The organism is Microbacterium sp. LWO14-1.2 (assembly GCF_038397715.1).
GTDB lineage: Bacteria > Actinomycetota > Actinomycetes > Actinomycetales > Microbacteriaceae > Microbacterium.
This window is the reverse complement of the sequence record NZ_CP151633.1, coordinates 2347693-2362684: the sequence shown is the minus strand read 5'-3', so window position 1 is coordinate 2362684 and position 14992 is coordinate 2347693. Positions and strand designations below refer to the sequence as shown.

Below are 14992 nucleotides of genomic sequence, written 5' to 3'. Positions count from 1 at the left end.
ATGTCACACGAGAACACCTACGACTACGTCATCGCCGGAGGAGGCACTGCAGGCTGCGTGCTGGCCGGGCGCCTGAGCGAGGACCCGAGCGTGCGGGTCCTGTTGCTGGAAGCCGGTCGGAGCGACCGGCATCCGTTCATCCACGTTCCCGCCGGATTCGCCAAGCTCACCGCCGGGCCGTTCCAGTGGGGGTTCGTGAGCGAACCGCAGCGGCACGGCAACGACCGCCGGATCCCGCTGCCCCAGGGCCGCGTGCTGGGCGGAGGCGGGTCCATCAACGCCCAGGTCTTCACCCGCGGTGTTGCGCAGGACTACGACGACTGGGCGACCGTGCACGGCTGCGAGGGATGGTCGGCCGAAGAGGTGCAGCCGTACTTCATCCGCTCCGAGCGCAACGCGCGCCTCTCGGCACCGCTGCACGGCACCGCCGGCCCCCTCGGGGTGTCCGACCTCGCGGATCCGCATCCGCTGTCACGGGCGTTCGTGCATGCCGGCCAGGAGTACGGACTCCCCTACAACTCCGACTTCAACGGCGCCGACCAGTGGGGCGTCGGCTTCTACCAGACCACGACACTGAACGGTCGCCGCTGCAGCGCCGCCGTGGCCTACGTGAAGCCGGCCAGGCACCGTCCCAACCTCGACGTGCGCGTGCACGCCACTGTGTCGCGCGTCGTGATCGAGGGCGGCCGGGCCACCGGCGTCGAGACCATCGAGCGAGGCACCGCCCACAGCTACCGCGCCACCCGCGAGGTCATCGTCGCCGCCGGCGCGTACGGCTCCCCCCAGATCCTGCAGCTGTCGGGAATCGGCGACCCCGCCGATCTCAAGGCCGCCGGCGTCGACGTCGTGCACGCCCTTCCCGGCGTGGGGAAGAACCTGCAGGACCACTGCGACCTCGACATCATCTACGAGCTCAACGCGTATCAGAGCCTCGACCGGCTCGGCAGCCCGAAGCCGGCGACCGTTCTCGCGGGCGTCGAGTACATGGCGTTCCGCTCGGGTCCGCTGGCGTCGACCGTGGTCGAGGCCGGGGCGTTCACGTACGGCAACAAGGACGAGAAGACGCCCGACCTGCAGTTCCACTTCCTGCCGGCCGCCGGTGTCGAGGCGGGCATCGCTGCCGTGCGGCCGGGTTACGGGGCGACGCTCAACTCGTACTTCCTGCGTCCGCGCAGTCGCGGCACGGTGACGATCGCGGATGCCGATCCGCAGCGTGCCCCGCGCATCGATCCGAACTACCTCGCCGACGACTACGACCTCGAACTGGGCGTCGAGGGGCTGCGGCAGAGCCGCGAGATCATGGCTCAGCCGTCGATGGCCGCGCTCGTGAAGAAGGAGCACCTGGCCGGCGGGGAGAAGATCTCCACGCAGGACGACTACGTGCGCTACGTGCGTCAGTACGGTCGCACGTCGTATCACCCGGTGGGCACGTGCGCGATGGGCGTCTCCGACGAGTCGGTCGTGTCGCCGCGGCTCGACGTGCACGGGCTCTCCGGCCTGCGCGTCGTCGACTCGTCGATCATGCCCCGCATCGTGAGCTCGAACACGCAGGCGCCGACGGTGATGATCGCCGAGAAGGCCGTCGACATGATCCGGGAGGACGCCCGCTGACCCGAGGGCGCGAACGACGAAGGCCCGCTCCTCGGAGCGGGCCTTCGTCGTTCGCGGGGTCGAGCTCGGGTGCGCCCGTTCAGACGGACGTGCGGATCTGGATGGTCTTCACCTCGGTGAACTCCTCGAAGCCGACCTTGCCCATCTCACGGCCGTAGCCGCTCTGCTTCACCCCGCCGCCGGGGAGCTGCGGTGCTCCGTCGATCGTGGTGTTGACCCACACCGTGCCGCTCTGCAGTCGTCGGCTGACGGTGAGGGCCGTGTAGATGTCGGTCGACCACACGGAGTTCGCGAGACCGTACTGCACGGCGTTCGCGAGCTCGATCGCCTCGTCGATCGACGAGAACCGGGTCACCGCGAGCACCGGCCCGAAGACCTCCTCGCAGAACAGCGCCGACCCCGGGGCGACCCGATCGACGATCGTCGGCGGCACGAAGTAACCGTCGGCGAGGGCGCCGGCCGTGAGCCGCTCACCGCCCGTGACGACCTCGGCGCCCGCCGCTCGCGCGTCGTCGACGAAGCCGAGGACCTGGTTCAGATGGTCTTCGTGGATCATGGCACCGAGGTCGGCGGACTCGTCGGTCGACGGTCCCACCGTCAACGACGCCGCCTTCTCGGCGACCCTCCGCACGAACTCGTCGGCGATGTCCTCGTGCACGAGCAGGCGCGCGCCGGAGACGCAGCATTCGCCCTGATTGAAGGTCACGCCGAACAGCACGCCGTCGGCCGCCTTGTCGAGGTCGGCGTCCGGGAAGACGATGCTCGCGGCCTTGCCGCCGAGCTCCATCGAGAGACGCTTCAGCGTGCCGGCCGACGCCTCGACGATCGAGCGACCGACGGCCGTGCTCCCGGTGAACGAGAGGAAGTCGACGTCCGCGGACCGCGCGAGGTGGTCTCCCACCACGCTGCCGGCGCCGGTGACGACGTTGAAGGCGCCGTCGGGCAGCCCGGCCTCGGTGAGGAGCCGGGCGATCTCGAGCGTGGTGCCGGCCGTCAGCTCCGAGGGCTTGCAGACCGCGGTGCACCCGGCGGCGAGCGCGAAGGGCAGCTTCTGCATGAGCAGCAGCAGCGGGAAGTTCCAGGGTGTGACCATGGCGACGACTCCGCACGGCTCGCGGGTGACGAGGCCGAGGAAGCCGTCGCCGAGGTTGGTGTGCACCTCTCCGCTCGTCGTGAGGGCGAGGGCGGCGGCGTACTCGGTGAGCCCGATGCTGCCCTGCACGTCGCCGCGGGCCAGCCGGATCGGCTTTCCCGTCTCATCCGCCTCGATGCGGGCGAGCTTCTCGCTGTCGCGCCGCATGAGCTCGACGAGTCGGAGCAGGATGCGCGCGCGATGCTGGCCGCTCGCCGTCGACCAGGATCCCTCGTCGAAGACGCGTCGGGCGCTGGCGGTCGCAGCTGCCGCTGTCGCCTCGTCTCCGCGGTCGAACTCGGCCACGAGATCGCCGGTGCCGGGATTCTCGCGTCGGAACACGTGCTCGCCCGGTCGGGTCATCGAGCCGTCGATGTAGGCGCCGTAGCGGCGGACGTCCGCCGTGGTCGCGCGGGTCACTGTCATAGGAACTCCTTCGAGAAAGCGCTTACTCGAAAGGTAGCATCGCAAGCGCCCGTCGACAAGGGTGGACAAGGGAGACCAGAAACCGCTTACTCTGGACCTCAGCATCCAGCGCGCTCCCCGGTGCGCGTCCGGTCCCCTGCTGACGAGGGCGGGGGCGGGTGACAGGACGGAGTCCCTTTCGTGAAGAACTCGACAGGTCGCGTGACGATCCAGCACGTCGCCGATGCCGCCGGCGTATCCATCGCCACCGTGTCGCGGGTGCTCAACGGCGACCAGCGGGTATCGCCGGAGCTGGCCGACAAGGTGAAGGACGTCGCGACCCGCCTGGGCTACCGCCCCTTCGGCGCTGCCAGGGATCTCGCGAGCGGCAACCACCGCAGTATCGGCGTGATCGTCCCCGACCTCGGCAACCCGTACTTCCATGACGTCATCAAGGCCGCCAACGTGGGTGCCAGCCGCGACGGGTACCGGATGGTGATCTCCGACTCCGGCGACGACGCCGAGGTCGAGCTGAGCATCGCCCAGGAGCGCCTCTCGCAGGTCGACGGCCTGCTGATCCTCTCGTCGCGCATCGATACGGCGGGTCTCCGCGCGCTGTCGCGGCAGCCGACCCCGATCGTGCTCGTCAACCGCGTCGAGCCCGGGATCGACCTCCCCATGGTCGCCGTGGACAACTTCACCGCGATGCTCGATCTGTGCGGCTCGCTCGCCACCCTCGGCCACCGACGAGTCGTGTACATCGCGGGTTCGGAGAGCGCCTGGCAGAACCGCGAGCGGTGGCGCGCGATCCAGCAGGCGCACATCCTCGGCCTCGAAGCCACCATGCTGCCCGCCGCGACATCGTCGATCGAAGGCGGCTACGCCGCGACGGATGCCGCACTCGAGAGCGCTCCGACGGCGATCATCGCGTTCAACGACCTGGTGGCGTGCGGCGTGCTCGGGCGCCTGCGCGAGCGCGGCATCCGCGTTCCGGACGACATGTCGGTCACGGGTTTCGACGACATCGTGTTCGCCCAGCACACCCTGCCCCCGCTGACCACGGCGGTGAGTCCGCGCGCCGAGCTGGGAGCGAAGGCCTGGGAGATCCTCCGAGCACGGCTGGCGGGCGTCGAGCCGGATCTCCCTCCCCTGCTCGCCGCGACCCTCGTCGTCCGCGATTCCACGGGCCCCGCCGCCACGGCCTGACGGATCCCGATCTCGCTCTTGCGCGAGCCCGACGGGGTGTGTACATTTCCAGAAAGCGCTTACACAGCGGACGAAGACGTTCCCGACTCCGGCCCGTAGCGCAACCAGCAGCACACCCGTAGCATCTGTAAGCGCTTTCTCGGATCGCTCCCCTCCGGACCGACGAGCGGGCCATCAGTTCCAGAAGGAGATTCGAAGATGAACTCACGCACTCGTGCAGCGGCCATCGCCGCAGGCGCCGTCGCGGTCATGCTCGGCATGAGCGGATGCAGCGGCGCGATCAGCTCGGGATCCGGGGGCACGTCCTCCGGTGAATGCGCCCCCGAAGACGTCACGCTCGTGCAGTCCGGCCGCGGGCTCGAGAACGAGTACTACGTGTCGGTCGACGCGGCCGCCAAGGCCTTCGCCGAGTCCGAGGGGCTTGCGGACAACTACCAGTGGATCGCGAGCGACGGCGACTCCTCGAAGCAGCTCGGCCAGATCAAGTCGATCCTCGCCAAGGGCGGGGAATGCGTGGTCCTCAACATCGACGCCAACGAGTCGAGCCTGGTCCCCGCCATCGTGAAGGAGGCCGAGAAGTCCGGCGCCTGGCTCGTGACGCAGTGGAACCGCCCCGACGGCACCTCGCCCGAGTCGGGCGACTCCGCACACTGGGTCGCGCACATGTCGATCGACGGCGTGCCGGAGGGGTACGAAACAGCGAAGGCCCTGTTCGAGTCGATGGGCGGCGAAGGATCGGTGGTGGCCCTGCAGGGCATCCTCGACAACCCGCCGGCCAAGGAGCGCTTCGCAGGCCTGCAGAAGGCTCTCGAGGAGTACCCGGGCATCACGCTGCTCGAGGACCAGACGGCCGAGTGGGACCGCACCAAGGCGCAGGACATCACGCAGACCTTCCTCACGAAGTACCCCGGCGAGATCGGCGGGGTGTGGGCCGCGAGCGACTCCATGGCCCTCGGCGCGTTGGAGGCGATCAAGAACGCGGGCCAGGGTGGTCAGATCAAGGTCACGGGCGTCGACGGCCTCGCTGAAGCGGTCGATCTCGTGAAGGACCCGAGCAGCGGCTACGTCGCGACGACCCAGTCGAGGGCTGCGGCCCAGGGCGCCTTCGGACTCGCGATCGGGCTCGCGGCCGCCACCGGCGAGTTCGACCCGGCGGAGGAACCGGCAGGCCACCGCTCCTTCTACCTCAAGCCCGTCCCGATCATCACGGCGGAGAATGCGGGCGACGCACCCGACCCGGCCGCCATCGACGACTTCGACCTCTCCGACATCTGGTCCGAGGTCGGAGACCCGATCAAGTGAGCGCCGCGACGCGTACCGCGGGCCCCGGAGGGAACGACACCCTCCGCGGCTCGCGGTCCCCCGCCGGCCGCTGGCCGCTGCTCCGCTCGGAGCGGATCCCGGTGCCTGCACTCCTCGTGCTCCTGGCGATCTGCGTCGTCATGGCGTTCGTGAATCCGGTGTTCCTCTCCGGCGGCAACCTGCTCGCGATCGCCGAGCAGAGCGCCGTGCCGATCGTCGTCGCGGTCGGCCTCACCTTCGTCATCCTGATGGGCGGCATCGACCTGTCGCTGGCCGGAGTGATGGCGGCGGTCTCGCTCACCACCGCACTGCTGCTGCGCAACGATCGCAACGACCTCGACCTCGGCCTCTGGGCCGCCCCGATCGCCGTCGCCGTGGGCGCGGCCCTGGGGCTCGTCGCCGGCGTCTCCGTCGCACGACTCCGCGTGCCATCGTTCATCGTCACGATCGGCACATGGCAGATCGGCCTCGGGATCGGGCTGCTGCTCTTCGGCGGCAAGCCCCCGCGTATCGAGGACGACGGCTTCCGGGCCCTCCTCGGCGGCAGCCTCGCCGGGCTCCCCGGAATGGTCTGGATCTCGCTCGCCGCGGTCATCGTCGGACTGCTCGTGCAGATGCGCACCCGTTTCGGCCGCTACGCGTACGTGATCGGCGGCAGCGAGGAGATCGCGCGGCTCTCCGGCATCCCCGTGTCGCGCTATCGCATGCTGTCGTTCGTCGTCGCGGGCGCCACGGCCGGCCTGGCCGCCGTGCTCGCGACCGCCCGCATCGGGGTCGGCGACGTCGGCATCGGTGGCGATCTCCTCTTCACCACCATCGCCGGCGTGGTCATCGGAGGCACCTTCCTCACCGGCGGACGCGGCGGCGTGCTGCACTCCGTGGTCGGCGTGATCGTGATCGTCGTCATCGCCAACGCCATGGTGCTCGGCGGGGTCAGCTCCTACGTGCAGCAGGCCGTGCAGGGCGCGGTCGTCATCGTCGCCGCCTCGATCGCACTGTGGAGATCGCGCGAGAGATTGCGAGTCATCAAATGAGCACGGATGCCGTCCTCGAGCTTCGCGGGGTCTCGAAGAGCTTCCCCGGCGTGCGGGCGCTGTCGGACATCGATCTCGAGATCCGGCCCAACGAGGTCCTGGGGCTGATCGGCGAGAACGGTGCAGGCAAGTCGACGCTGCTCAAGGTGCTGACCGGAGTGGAGCGGCCCGACAGCGGCGAGCTCGTGCTGCGCGGCGACAGCGTCACGCTGCGCGGCGTGACCGACGCCAACGACCACGGCATCGCGATGGTGTTCCAGGAGCAGTCGCTGCTCGAGAACATCACCGTCGGCGAGAACGTGCTGCTCGGCAACGAGGGCACCAGTGTGCGCTTCGGCCTCTACCGCTGGGGCGAGTTCCACGAACGCGCGCAGCGCTACCTCGACCTGGTCGGCGGCGGGCTGTCGACCAGGACGCCCACCAGCCACCTCTCGTTCGCGAAGCGGCAGATGGTCGAGGTCGCGAAGGCTCTGGCATCCGGCGAGCGCAGTCGGCACCAGCCCATCATCCTGCTCGACGAGCCGACGTCGGTGCTCGAGGACGAGGAGATCCAGACGCTCTTCCGCATCGTGCGCGAGCTCCGCAAGCGCGCGAGCGTCGTGTTCGTGTCGCACCGGATGGAGGAGGTGCTGGAGATCTGCGATCGCGTGTACGTCATGCGCGACGGCGAGGTCGTCGGCGAGTGCACTCCCGAGGAGGTCACGATGGACGACCTCTTCGCCCTCATGGTGGGGCACGACATGAGCGCGGGCTACTACCACGAGGACGCCCAGACCGACCCGCAGTCGGCACCGGGACTCGAGGTGCGCGGCCTGTCGGCACGATCCTTCGACGACGTGTCGTTCACGGTCGCGCGCGGCGAGGTGCTCGCGGTGATGGGCGTGCAGGAGAGCGGTCGCGAAGACCTCGGCCGCGCCCTGTTCGGCGCCATCCCGATCACTTCCGGCTCGATCTCCCTCGACGGCGAGCCGCTGCGCATCGGGGCACCGTCCGGTGCGGTGACACGCGGGATCGGATACATCCCGTCCGAGCGCAAAGTGGACGGCGCGGTGCTGGGCATGGGGGTCGACGAGAACCTCACCATGGCGCACCCCGATCAGGTCAGCCTCGGACCGCTCCTGATCAGGAGGCGCGAACGATCGGCGGTGGACGGCTGGATCGAGACCCTGCGCGTCAAGACGCCCGCGCGGGACACCCCGATGCGCAATCTCTCCGGCGGGAACCAGCAGAAAGTCGTGCTGGCGAAGTGGCTGATCGACCCGGATCTGCGTCTGCTGATCCTCGACACTCCGACCCGCGGCCTCGACGTCGGCGCCAAGGCCGACGTGTACCGGCTCATCCGAGAGCTCGCGGCGCGGGGGCTCTCGGTCCTGCTCATCGCGGACAGCCTCGAGGAGGGCATAGCGATGAGCCACCGCATCCTCACCATGCGCGACGGCCGGATCACCGGGGAGTTCCGCTCCGCACCCGGCGCCCGCCCCGAGCGTGCCGACGTCCTCGAAAGGATGGTGTGACGATGAGTGCGACCGCACCCGCGTCCGAGAAGGTCCCGTCGATCGAGACGGCAGCCCCCCGCCGCTCCCGGTGGCGGCGGCTGCACGAGTCGGGTTACGCGCCCGCCGTGCTCTTCGTGCTGCTGGCGATCGTCGTCGGGGTCTACGACACGTCGTTCTTCCGCATCCCGAGCCTGATGTCGCTGCTCGAGCAGTCGGCACCGCTGATCATGCTCGCCCTGGCGCAGGGTCTCGTCGTGCTGACCGGGCGCATCACGCTCGCGCACGCCGCGCTCGCGAGTCTCGCCGGTGTCGCGCTCGCCAAAGCGCTCCCCCTGCTCGGCGGTATGGCCGTGCCGGCGGTGCTCGTCGCCGCCGCGGCCTGCGGCGTGATCGTCGGCGTCCTGCACGTGTTCACCCAGGTGCCGTCGTTCATCGTGACCCTCGGCTTCCTCGGCATCTTCACGGGGCTGTCGCTGTGGATCAGCGGCGCGGACTCCGTCTTCGTGCAGTCGGGCTACGAGAACGTGGAGTGGCTGTCGCTGAGGCTCTTCGGGGTGCCGATCAGCTTCCTCTTCGTCCTCGCGGTCGCGGGGATCCTGATGGCCTTCATGACCTTCACCTCGTTCGGCCGGCGCGTGCGCGCGATAGGCCTGAACGAGCGCGCCGCGGCGTTCAGCGGCATCCCGACCACCCGGATCGTCGTGATCGTGTTCGCCGTCTCTGGGGCCCTCTCCGGTCTCGCCGCGATGCTGCAGGTCGCCCAGCTGCAGTCCGCGGGGGCGACCACGTCGGACTCCCTGCTGCTGCCGAGCATCGCCGCGGTCATCGTGGGCGGCTGCTCGATCTCCGGCGGAGTCGGCGGCGTCGGCCGCATGGTCATGGGCGCCCTGGTGATCGCACTGCTGCGCGTCGGCCTCGACCTCGTCGGCATCGACTCCGCGTACCAGCCGATCCTCTACGGCGTGATCGTCATCCTCGCGATCGCAGCCACCGTCGACCGCCGTCGGGGCACCGCCGTGGCCTGACAGGCCAGCGGGGACCCCGCCGCGGGATCAGCCGGGGATCAGCCCCTCGTCCGCCAGTTCCTCCCACAGCGCCTCGGGGATGTCGACGGCCGCGAACTGGGCGTTCTGCCGCAGCTGCGCCGGCCGGCTGCCTCCCACGACGACCGACCGCACGAGGTCGGACCGCAGCGGGAACTGCACGGCCGCAGCGGGCAGCGGCACATCGTGGGCCGTGCAGATCCGGGCGATGCGCACCACGCGGTCCCAGAGCTCGTCCGGCAGCTCGCCGTACTCGTACCTGCCGTCGCGACGCGGCTCGCTGGACGCGAGCAGGCCGGAGTTGAAGACGGATGCCGCGACGATGCCGGTTCCGCGCTCCCGGCACGCCGGAAGCACCTCCGCCGCGGCCGGCTGCTCGAGCAGCGTGTAGCGGCCGGCGACCATCACGAGGTCGAGGTCGGCCGCGCGGACCGCCGTGGCGAGGGCATCCGACACCATCGAGCCGATCCCGATCGCCGCCACCTCTCCGTCTGCCCGGATCTGCTCCAGCGCGGGGAGGGCCTCGGCGACCGCGAGGTCGAGGTCGTGCCGCTCCGGGTCGTGCAGGTACACGAGGTCGATGCGCTCGATGCCGAGCCGTTCGCGCGACTCGTCGAGACTGGCGCGGATGCCGTCGGCCGAGAAGTCCCACACCCGCTGCAGGTCGTCCGGCACGTGGAAGTCGTTGGCGGTGTCGAGTCCGCCGTCGTGGTCGGGATTGGGTCGCAGCAGGCGCCCGACCTTGGTCGACAGCACGTACTCGTCGCGCGGCTTGGTCTGCAGGAAGGCGCCGAGGCGCCGCTCCGACAGGCCGAGCCCGTAGTGGGGCGCGGTGTCGAAGTAGCGAATGCCGCTGTCCCATGCCCCGTTGAGCACGGCCAGGGCCTCATCGTCGCTGAGCTCGCGGAACAGGTTGCCGACGTTGGCCGCCCCGTAGCCGAGCGCCGGGATCGTGAGGGCGTCAGACGGTGACATGCTCGCCGGTCCACGTGTAGGCCTCGATGCTAGCCGCCTTCATCTCCATGCCCGCACCCGGGGCGGTCGGCGCCGTGTACGACCCGCCGCGGATGTCGGTGGGCACCACGAAGTGCTCGTGCAGGTGATCGACGAACTCGATCATGCGTCCTTCGCGGGTGCCGGTGACCGCGACGAAGTCGAACATCGACAGGTGCTGCACGGCCTCGCACAGTCCCACGCCCCCGGCGTGCGGGCAGACGGGCACGCCGAACTTGGCCGCGAGCAGCAGGTTCGCGATGTTCTCGTTGACCCCGGCGACGCGCACCGCGTCGATCTGCATGACGGAGATCGCGTCGGCCTGCAGCAGCTGCTTGAAGATCACCCGGTTCTGGGCGTGCTCGCCGGTGGCGACGCGGATGGGGGCGACCCCCCGCGCGATCTCGGCGTGACCGAGCACGTCGTCGGGGCTGGTCGGCTCCTCGATCCAGGCGGGGTGGAACTCGGCGAGCGCGTTCACCCACTCGATCGCCTCCGACACCTCCCAGCGCTGGTTCGCGTCGATCGCGATGGGGAAGTCGGGACCGCACACCTCGCGCGCCTTGCGGAATCGGCGGATGTCGTCGTCGAGGTCGGCACCGACCTTGAGCTTGATCTGCGTGAACCCGTCGGCCATCGCCTCGCGGGCGAGCCGTTCGAGCTTCTCGTCGGAGTAGCCGAGCCAGCCGGGGCTGGTGGTGTAACCGGGGTAGCCGGTGGCGAGCAGTTCCTGCTCCCGCTCGGCACGGCCGGGCTCTGCGGCTCGGAGGATCTCGAGCGCCTCGGCCGGCGTGAGCGCGTTGGTGAGATAGCGGAAGTCGACGAGGTTGACGAGCTCTTCCGGGGTCATCCGGGCGAGCAGCTGCCACAGCGGCAGCCCCGCCCGCTTGGCCTTGATGTCCCACAGCGCATTGATGACCGCGCCGATGGCCATGTGCATGACGCCCTTCTCGGGGCCCAGCCAGCGCAGCTGCGAGTCGCCGATGATGTCGCGGAACGTGCCGCCCATGTCGTCGAGCAGCGGCTCGATCTCGCGTCCGACGAGGTGTCCGGCGAGCGCATCGATCGCGGCCACCTGCACGTCGTTGCCGCGGCCGATCGTGAAGACGAACGCGTGGCCGTCGATGCCGTCCGCGGCGTCGGTGCGCACGATCACGTACGCCGCCGAGTAGTCGGGGTCGGGGTTCATGGCGTCCGACCCGTCCAGGCTGAGCGAGGTGGGGAAGCGGATGTCGGTGGTGTCGAGGGCGACGATGCGGCTCACGGGTTCCTCTCGGGCACGGCAGGGGACGTCCGTGCAGATCCCTTGGAGTGTAAACATCCGATGTCTATACTGTCAACGAGGCGGACCACCACGACGTGGTCCGGGCCGACGACGATCCGACCGAGCAGGAGAGACATGAAGTTCGCACGCCTAGGAGCCCCCGGGGCCGAGATCCCCGTCCTCGTGGATGGAGACCGCTACTTCGATCTGCGGTCCGTGACATCCGATGTCGACGGCGCATTCCTCGCCGGCGATGTTCGCGCGCTCGTCGAAGCGGGACTCGCCGACGGCGGTCTCCCCGAGCTCGAGGACGCCGCGTCGATGCGCATCGGCGCCCCGATCGCTCGCCCGAGCGCCGTCATCTGCATCGGCCAGAACTACGCGGCCCATGCCCGCGAGTCGGGTGCGGAGCCGCCCACCGTGCCGATCATGTTCCTGAAGACCCCGAACACCGTGGTCGGACCGAACGACACGGTCACCATTCCCCGCGGCAGCGAGAAGACCGACTGGGAGGTCGAGCTCGGCATCGTGATCGGCGCCCGCGCGGCCTACCTCGACTCCCCGGAGGAGGCCGACGCGCACATCGCCGGGTACGTCACGGCCAACGACGTCTCGGAGCGCGCGTTCCAGATGGAGGTCTCCGGCGGTCAGTGGTCGAAGGGCAAGATCGCGGCGGGCTTCAACCCGACCGGCCCGTGGCTGGTCACCCCCGACGAGGTCGAGGTCGGATCCCTGCGCCTGCGGAGCTGGGTCAACGGAGAGCCCCGCCAGGACTCGAACACGAACGACATGATCTTCGACGTGCGCACGATCGTGCATCACCTGTCGCAGTACGTCACGCTCGAGCCGGGCGACCTCATCCTCACCGGCACGCCGCAGGGCGTCGCGTTCGGTGGGAAGTTCCCGTATCTGAAGGCCGGGGACGTCGTGGAGATCGAGATCGAGGGACTTGGGCATCAGCGCCAGGAGTTCGTGGCCTGGGAGGCGCAGAGATGACCGGAGCACTGGACGGACTTGTCGCGATCGTCACGGGCGGGGCCTCGGGTCTCGGCGCCGCGATCGCCGTACGACTGCACGCCGACGGCGCGCGGATCGCGGTGCTCGACCGCGACACCTCGGGGGCGGATGCCGCGTTCGCCGCCTTCACCGCAGACGTCTCCGACCGGGCGTCGGTGGATGCCGCGGTCGCGGCCGTCGCCGAGAGGTTCGGTCGCATCGACATCGTCGTCAACAACGCGGGAATCGGAGCGCAGGGCGACGTCACGGCGAACGACGACGACGAGTGGGCACGCGTGCTGTCGATCAACGTCACCGGCATCGCCCGCGTGACCGCCGCCGCGCTGCCGTGGCTGCGGAAGTCGCCGAACGCGTCGATCTGCAACACCGCGTCGATCGCGTCGACCACCGGCCTGCCGCAGCGCGCTCTGTACAGCGCGTCGAAGGGCGCCGTCGAAGCGCTCACCCGTGCGATGGCCACCGACCACCTGCGTGAGGGCATCCGCGTCAACGCCGTGAACCCCGGCACCGCCGACACCCCGTGGGTGGGGCGGCTGCTCGACAGCGCGGTCGACCCCGAGGCCGAGCGGGCGGCGCTCGAAGCGCGGCAACCGCACGGACGCCTCGTGTCGCCGAGCGAGGTCGCCGCCGCGGTCGCCTACCTCGTCTCCCCCGAGGCCGGATCGACGACGGGCACGTTCATCGAGGTCGACGGCGGAATGGCGCGGCTGCGCCTCCGTCCCGTCGGCAGCTGACCGGTCGGGCAGCGGGGTCAGTCCCCGAGCAGCCAGCCCAGGATGCCGCGGCGCGGCGATTCGTCGGCATCCTGGGCCCTGCGCCTGCCGAGACCGTAGAACTCCTCGGCGTTCCGCCAGAACAGGGCGTCGAGGTCGTGACCGCGCGCCTGCGCCCAGTCGATCACCGTCTCCGCCCAGCGGTCGCGCGCATGAGGCTGGTAGGTCGCGGAGCCGTCCTCGGGAGCGTGCGGGTCCCCGGCCTCCGCCGGTCCGATGACCGAGACGGGCCAGTCGCTCCCCCACATCAGGCGATCCCCGCCGAACGCGTCGGCCGCGGCGTCGAGGAACGGCACGAGCTGCGCGGCCGTCCAGTCGCCGCCGGCTTCGGCCGGCAGCCCGGAGAGCTTGCAGGAGACCTGCGGATGCCGCGCGAGGTCGTCGAGGTCGCGCACCCACTCGGGGCTCGGTCCCACCGGCGCGCCCGCGGTGCCGACGGCGGGCTTGCCGAGGTGGTCGAGCACGATCCGCAACTCGGGCACGGCCGCGGCGAGGCGCGAGATCTCCGGCAGCTGCGCCTCGCGGATGCAGGCGTCGAAGGTCCAGCCGCGCGCGGCGACCTCGCGGGCGCCCGTGATGAATCCCGCGGAGACGGCGAGCCCGTCGGCCTCGTCCTGCAGGATGTGCCGCACGCCGACGACGAGCGGTTCGGTCTCGAGTCCCTCGAGGTGCGCGGTGGTGTCGGTGCCGCGATCGAGGCGGGCGCCGGCGACGATGCCGGTCACGCCGATGGCCGGCGCGAGGCTCGCGACCCACTGCACCTCGGCGAGGAAGTCCTCGTCGTCGGTGCCCGCCTGCACGAACACGGCGTGCTCGATGGTCGCGCGGGTGATGCGCGCGTGGTCGATCTCGGTGTCGGCGAACCGCCATGCGAGCGGTCCTTCGAGCCAGGAGTAGTGCAGGATCTCGGGATCCCACAGGTGCAGGTGCGAATCGAGTACGCGCATGCGACCATCCTGCCGCAGACATCGGATCAATCGCTAGGATGACGCCATGGCCGTGACAGACGAGGCGATCGAGAAGATCAAGGCGATGATCGTGTCGGGTGAGCTCGCCCCCGGCGATCGCCTCCCGCCCGAGAAGGAGCTGTCGGAGCGCCTCGGCCTGTCGCGCAACTCGATGCGCGAGGCCGTGAAGGCGCTCGAGGTGATCCGCGTGCTCGACGTGCGCCGCGGCGACGGCACCTATGTCACGAGCCTCGAGCCGCACCTGCTGCTGGAGGCCATCTCCTTCGTCGTCGACATGCACGACGACGACTCGATGCTCGAGATCTTCGCGGTGAGACGGATGCTGGAGTCGCAGGCCACCGGCCTCGCCGCGTCCCTCGCCACCGACGATGCGATCGCCCGCATCGAGGCCGAGGTCGAGGCGGTCGACGCGTCGGTGGGAATCGAGGAGCTGGTCGAGCACGACATCCGCTTCCATCGTGAGATCGTGGCGATGTCGGGCAACGCCTACCTCGCGAGCCTCATCGAGCACCTCAGCAGCCAGACAGTCAGAGCGCGCATCTGGCGCGGTCTCACCGAGGGCGGCGCGGCCGAGCGCACCCTCTCGGAGCATCGCGCCATCGCCGACGCGATCGCGCAGCACGACCCCGCGCTCGCCACGTCGCTCGCAACGGCCCACATCGCCGGCGTCGAGCGGTGGCTGCGCCAAGCGGCCACGGCCTGATCGGCACGGCCGGGTCGCGCACACCGCCCCCGAGTCCGGGCCCGA

Annotated in this window: 13 protein-coding genes; 9 read left to right on the top strand and 4 right to left on the bottom strand. The window is 70.1% G+C overall.

The window, feature by feature from the left end:
• The gene (locus MRBLWO14_RS11320; RefSeq protein ID WP_341933260.1) at window positions 1–1611 is read left to right on the top strand and encodes a GMC family oxidoreductase N-terminal domain-containing protein; all 1611 of its coding nucleotides are present in this window, start codon (window positions 1–3) and stop codon (window positions 1609–1611) included.
• 79 nt (window positions 1612–1690) lie between these two features.
• On the opposite strand, the gene MRBLWO14_RS11315 is transcribed toward MRBLWO14_RS11320, so the two are convergent.
• Window positions 1691–3169, bottom strand: coding sequence for an aldehyde dehydrogenase family protein (locus tag MRBLWO14_RS11315; protein WP_341933259.1), 1479 nt, complete (start codon window positions 3167–3169; stop codon window positions 1691–1693).
• 180 nt (window positions 3170–3349) lie between these two features.
• On the opposite strand from MRBLWO14_RS11315, the gene MRBLWO14_RS11310 reads away from it, so the two are divergent.
• The 5 genes from MRBLWO14_RS11310 (at window position 3350) to MRBLWO14_RS11290 (ending at window position 9211) form a co-directional block, all read left to right on the top strand.
• A complete protein-coding gene (locus MRBLWO14_RS11310) occupies window positions 3350–4354 on the top strand; it encodes a LacI family DNA-binding transcriptional regulator (protein ID WP_341933258.1) in 1005 nt (334 codons plus the stop codon).
• 198 nt (window positions 4355–4552) lie between these two features.
• Window positions 4553–5656 (top strand): sugar ABC transporter substrate-binding protein, encoded by a 1104-nt coding sequence (locus tag MRBLWO14_RS11305; protein ID WP_341933257.1) that lies wholly within the window; start codon window positions 4553–4555, stop codon window positions 5654–5656.
• Between the two features lie 101 nt (window positions 5657–5757).
• The gene (locus MRBLWO14_RS11300) at window positions 5758–6690 is read left to right on the top strand and encodes an ABC transporter permease (RefSeq protein ID WP_341933256.1); all 933 of its coding nucleotides are present in this window, start codon (window positions 5758–5760) and stop codon (window positions 6688–6690) included.
• A complete protein-coding gene (locus MRBLWO14_RS11295; protein ID WP_341933255.1) occupies window positions 6687–8204 on the top strand; it encodes a sugar ABC transporter ATP-binding protein in 1518 nt (505 codons plus the stop codon). Before MRBLWO14_RS11300 ends, MRBLWO14_RS11295 begins: the two co-directional genes overlap by 4 nt.
• A gap of 2 nt (window positions 8205–8206) precedes the next feature.
• The gene (locus tag MRBLWO14_RS11290) at window positions 8207–9211 is read left to right on the top strand and encodes an ABC transporter permease (RefSeq protein WP_341933254.1); all 1005 of its coding nucleotides are present in this window, start codon (window positions 8207–8209) and stop codon (window positions 9209–9211) included.
• 27 nt (window positions 9212–9238) lie between these two features.
• On the opposite strand, the gene MRBLWO14_RS11285 is transcribed toward MRBLWO14_RS11290, so the two are convergent.
• Together MRBLWO14_RS11285 and MRBLWO14_RS11280 are read right to left on the bottom strand one after the other, a co-directional pair.
• Window positions 9239–10204, bottom strand: a complete 966-nt coding sequence (locus tag MRBLWO14_RS11285; RefSeq protein ID WP_341933253.1) for an aldo/keto reductase — start codon at window positions 10202–10204, stop codon at window positions 9239–9241.
• Window positions 10191–11486 (bottom strand): L-fuconate dehydratase, encoded by a 1296-nt coding sequence (locus MRBLWO14_RS11280; RefSeq protein WP_341933252.1) that lies wholly within the window; start codon window positions 11484–11486, stop codon window positions 10191–10193. The genes MRBLWO14_RS11285 and MRBLWO14_RS11280 overlap by 14 nt, the downstream gene beginning before the upstream one ends.
• Before the next feature lie 135 nt (window positions 11487–11621).
• On the opposite strand from MRBLWO14_RS11280, the gene MRBLWO14_RS11275 reads away from it, so the two are divergent.
• Together MRBLWO14_RS11275 and MRBLWO14_RS11270 are read left to right on the top strand one after the other, a co-directional pair.
• Window positions 11622–12482, top strand: a complete 861-nt coding sequence (locus MRBLWO14_RS11275; RefSeq protein WP_341933251.1) for a fumarylacetoacetate hydrolase family protein — start codon at window positions 11622–11624, stop codon at window positions 12480–12482.
• Window positions 12479–13237 carry an SDR family oxidoreductase gene (locus MRBLWO14_RS11270; RefSeq protein WP_341933250.1) on the top strand — a complete coding sequence of 253 codons (759 nt, stop codon included), beginning with the start codon at window positions 12479–12481 and terminating at the stop codon, window positions 13235–13237. Before MRBLWO14_RS11275 ends, MRBLWO14_RS11270 begins: the two co-directional genes overlap by 4 nt.
• 17 nt (window positions 13238–13254) lie before the next feature.
• Here the strand turns inward: MRBLWO14_RS11270 and MRBLWO14_RS11265 are convergent, their stop codons facing one another.
• Complete coding sequence (locus tag MRBLWO14_RS11265; RefSeq protein WP_341933249.1) at window positions 13255–14223, bottom strand: amidohydrolase family protein; 969 nt, start codon at window positions 14221–14223, stop codon at window positions 13255–13257.
• A 46-nt stretch (window positions 14224–14269) separates the two neighbouring features.
• On the opposite strand from MRBLWO14_RS11265, the gene MRBLWO14_RS11260 reads away from it, so the two are divergent.
• Window positions 14270–14947: a FadR/GntR family transcriptional regulator gene (locus MRBLWO14_RS11260; RefSeq protein WP_341933248.1), complete on the top strand. Its 678-nt coding sequence runs from the start codon at window positions 14270–14272 to the stop codon at window positions 14945–14947.
• Window positions 14948–14992 lie beyond the last annotated feature (45 nt).

Excerpts from the sequence above, each read along its gene's own strand:
- MRBLWO14_RS11270 (WP_341933250.1), top strand. The coding sequence starts at position 12,479 with ATGACCGGAGCACTGGACGGACTTGTCGCGATCGTCACGGGCGGGGCC.
- MRBLWO14_RS11305 (WP_341933257.1), top strand. The coding sequence starts at position 4,553 with ATGAACTCACGCACTCGTGCAGCGGCCATCGCCGCAGGCGCCGTCGCG.
- MRBLWO14_RS11285 (WP_341933253.1), bottom strand. The coding sequence starts at position 10,204 with ATGTCACCGTCTGACGCCCTCACGATCCCGGCGCTCGGCTACGGGGCG.
- MRBLWO14_RS11290 (WP_341933254.1), top strand. The coding sequence starts at position 8,207 with ATGAGTGCGACCGCACCCGCGTCCGAGAAGGTCCCGTCGATCGAGACG.
- MRBLWO14_RS11260 (WP_341933248.1), top strand. The coding sequence starts at position 14,270 with ATGGCCGTGACAGACGAGGCGATCGAGAAGATCAAGGCGATGATCGTG.
- MRBLWO14_RS11320 (WP_341933260.1), top strand. The coding sequence starts at position 1 with ATGTCACACGAGAACACCTACGACTACGTCATCGCCGGAGGAGGCACT.
- MRBLWO14_RS11315 (WP_341933259.1), bottom strand. The coding sequence starts at position 3,169 with ATGACAGTGACCCGCGCGACCACGGCGGACGTCCGCCGCTACGGCGCC.
- MRBLWO14_RS11265 (WP_341933249.1), bottom strand. The coding sequence starts at position 14,223 with ATGCGCGTACTCGATTCGCACCTGCACCTGTGGGATCCCGAGATCCTG.
- MRBLWO14_RS11275 (WP_341933251.1), top strand. The coding sequence starts at position 11,622 with ATGAAGTTCGCACGCCTAGGAGCCCCCGGGGCCGAGATCCCCGTCCTC.
- MRBLWO14_RS11295 (WP_341933255.1), top strand. The coding sequence starts at position 6,687 with ATGAGCACGGATGCCGTCCTCGAGCTTCGCGGGGTCTCGAAGAGCTTC.